The following is a 2,768-nucleotide window of genomic DNA, read 5'->3' on the forward strand; positions in this document are numbered from 1 at the left end:
CTGGATGCGCATGTCGAAGCGTTGAAAGCGCAGGGGCTTGTCTTTGACAGTCCACCGACTGACGAATCCTGGGGTTGGCGCGAGGCGCGGCTGCGCGACCCGGCGGGCAATGAAGTCTGCCTGATGTTCGCCGGAAAGGCTCGCCGCTTCCCGGACTGGCGCGTGGATGGTCGCACCGGCTGAGCCGTTTGAGCGCACGCGGCCAGGCGTGAGGATACGCCCGGCCGTCGCGCATTCAGATCTGCGGCGAAGGCGTCAGCGCTTCTTCTTCTCGACGCCCAGCATGGAGTCGGCTTTCAGCGTCGGGTTCGACGCATTGGTCTTGGGCTTTTCCGCTTTGGGCTTGCGGATTTCCTTGTTCGACTTCTTCTGACCTTTGGCCATGAGGGTCTCCTTTGGCTTGCGCCATTTGGTGCGGCGCAGGAAACCGGGCGCCGGCGATCCGGGCAGAAACAGTCATTGCAGAGGGACTTGCCGGACAGGTGCACCCGGAATGGCGCAGCGGCATGGGAGTCAGATAGGCGCGCATTGCAGCGAATGTAAGGCGTGTCCACGCGGCGGGGTTTCGCGCCTCCGGCTGAGCCGCGCCGACCCGCCCGCGCTGATGCTTCGACTTCGCTCAGCATGAGCGCTATAGGGTGGGCGATGCCTGATGGACTCATCCTGAACGAAGTCGAAGGATGACTGGTTGCGGTCAAGCCCGCATCCGGATCCCGGATGAATCCTGCAGATTTTGCGGGATGACAAGATTGGTAGCTGACGGAGCGCAATCCTGTCCCCCCTCAAATCAGCCCATCCTGCCGCAGGCATTGCCCCGAAAATAAACTTGTCCTCCCCCTCTGTGGACGGAGGTAGAATAGGCGGTGATGGACTGCTCGCTGTTCTCCCCCATTCAGAACCTGCCCTGGTATCTCTACCCGGTCTGGCCATTGATTTTCTGGCGCATCCAGCGCCTGAAGGCATGGTTCCGGCGCGCGGGCGGGCCGGGCTCGCAAATGCTGTGGGGCGTGGACGCGCGGGGCAGGGTGACCATCCTGGCCCTGTCGGACGATTTATCAGGTCGCAAACGCGCGCCATTGCCGGGGGCGGAGCCCTCGCGCGCCCTGCACGCCGCGCTGAGCGGGGAATTGCTGGATGCCAGCCCCGCCGCGTGCCGCGCGAAAGGGCCGGGACAATGGCGCGATGGATGCGTCCACTTATGGGCCGTTTATGGACCAGTTATGGACACGTACGGCGCCATATTGCCTTTGCCGGACACCTGACCCGGCCTTCTCCTCCCGACATTTCCATCCTGACCTCCAATCGCCTTCACGGGCGTCGCCTCTGTTGGCGCATGGCCCCCGATCCGCCCGGTGCGGCGGGGCGCACTTAAGGCTGTTTTTTTTGAAGTTTCGGCTATAGTAGGTGCCAGTCCCGCAACACGAACTGGAATATCTGCTGCATGAAAGCCGCCCCGCACCCTCAACAAGCGCTCCGGCTGGAAACCCTTCGCAAGTATGAAATCCTCGATACGCCGCGCGAGACGGACTTCGATGAGATCGTGGAACTGGCCTCGAAGATCTGCAATGTGCCGATCTCGGTGGTCAATCTGATCGATGAAGACCGCCAATGGTTCAAGGCCGAAGTCGGCATCGGCGCGCGCGAAACCCCGCTGGTCACCTCGATCTGCTCGCACGTCGTGCTCAGCTCCGATTTTGTCGAGATCAACGACACCCACAAGGATCCCCGCACGGCCGACAATGAACTCTGCATGCCCGCAGATGGCTTGCGCTTCTATGCCGGCGCGCTGCTCAAGGCAAAGAACGGCATGCCAATCGGAACGCTCTGCGTGCTGGACAACAAGCCCAATGCGCTGAATGACTTCCAGAAGGCTGCCCTTCACACGCTTGCCCGCCAGGTGATGCGCGAACTGGATCTGCGCCTCGCGCTGAGGGAGCAGAAAGTCCTGCGCAACGAGATCGATCACCGCGTCAAGAACTCCCTCCAATCCGTCGCCTCGCTCGTGCGGGTCTACAAGGGCCGCGCGGAACGGGGCGAGGATATGGCTGACGCCTTTGACGCCATCGGCCGCCGCATCGAAGCCACCGCTGCGCTCCACCAGATGCTGCATGACTCGCCGCTGGATGATGCCGTCATGATGGATGACTTCCTCAAGGAAATTGCCAGCCTGCTGCAGGATTCCGCGCCAGACAATGTCACCATTTCCTGCGAGGCATCGCCGGTTGCCATCTCGACCTCGGTGGCCAGTTCCATCGCTGTTATCGTCAGCGAGTTCGTGGCCAATTCGATCAAGCACGCCTTTGTCGACGGCCAGTCCGGCCATGTCGCCATTTCCGGCAAGTCCCTGGCGGACGGCACGCTCGAAATCACCTGCGAGGACAATGGCGACGCAAACCCGGAATCGACCGCCGCCAAGACATCCGCCAGCGGGCTCGGCAAGCGCATCATGAAAGCGTCAGCCAGCCAGATCGGCGCGACGTTAGAAAACGGTCCGGGCCCCAAAGGCTATCGGATGGTGTTGACCCTTCCAGGATGAGCCCGCTCGCAACCCTTGGTGGCTTACGCTTTGGGAGTGAACCGGCTCTCTCAGGCGCTTGAATGACAGCTGGAACTGCTAAAACTTGACCCTGCGCGACGCAGATGCTGGTGAGTGGGGCTCATCCTGTAGTAAATGCAGCAGAACGCGAGGCGCGGACGCCGCTGAGTGAGGGCCTGCTGCCTCGGAACAACAAGCTTGTGGGAGCGCCCACAACTCAATCGCTGTGATC

4 protein-coding genes are annotated in these 2,768 nt (G+C 61.9%); 3 read left to right on the forward strand and 1 reads right to left on the reverse strand.

What is annotated here, in order from left to right:
* Positions 1-183, forward strand: a 183-nt coding sequence (locus B4F73_RS13220; protein ID WP_349679573.1) for a VOC family protein, incomplete at its 5' end; no start/stop codon positions are given.
* A gap of 72 nt (positions 184-255) precedes the next feature.
* On the opposite strand, the gene B4F73_RS13225 is transcribed toward B4F73_RS13220, so the two are convergent.
* Complete coding sequence (locus tag B4F73_RS13225) at positions 256-384, reverse strand: hypothetical protein (protein ID WP_255341991.1); 129 nt, start codon at positions 382-384, stop codon at positions 256-258.
* Between the two features lie 482 nt (positions 385-866).
* On the opposite strand from B4F73_RS13225, the gene B4F73_RS13230 reads away from it, so the two are divergent.
* Both B4F73_RS13230 and B4F73_RS13235 read left to right on the forward strand, forming a co-directional pair.
* Complete coding sequence (locus B4F73_RS13230; RefSeq protein ID WP_290483495.1) at positions 867-1,262, forward strand: hypothetical protein; 396 nt, start codon at positions 867-869, stop codon at positions 1,260-1,262.
* A 179-nt stretch (positions 1,263-1,441) separates the two neighbouring features.
* On the forward strand, positions 1,442-2,536 hold the full coding sequence (locus B4F73_RS13235; RefSeq protein WP_290483496.1) for a histidine kinase dimerization/phosphoacceptor domain -containing protein: 1,095 nt from the start codon (positions 1,442-1,444) through the stop codon (positions 2,534-2,536).
* Positions 2,537-2,768: the final 232 nt, after the last annotated feature.

The organism is Hyphomonas sp. UBA3601 (genome assembly GCF_002375605.1).
Lineage (GTDB): Bacteria > Pseudomonadota > Alphaproteobacteria > Caulobacterales > Hyphomonadaceae > Hyphomonas.

Bases quoted from the DNA above. Each gene is read 5' to 3' on its own strand.
- B4F73_RS13225 (WP_255341991.1), bottom strand. From the start codon at position 384: ATGGCCAAAGGTCAGAAGAAGTCGAACAAGGAAATCCGCAAGCCCAAA.
- B4F73_RS13230 (WP_290483495.1), top strand. From the start codon at position 867: ATGGACTGCTCGCTGTTCTCCCCCATTCAGAACCTGCCCTGGTATCTC.
- B4F73_RS13235 (WP_290483496.1), top strand. From the start codon at position 1,442: ATGAAAGCCGCCCCGCACCCTCAACAAGCGCTCCGGCTGGAAACCCTT.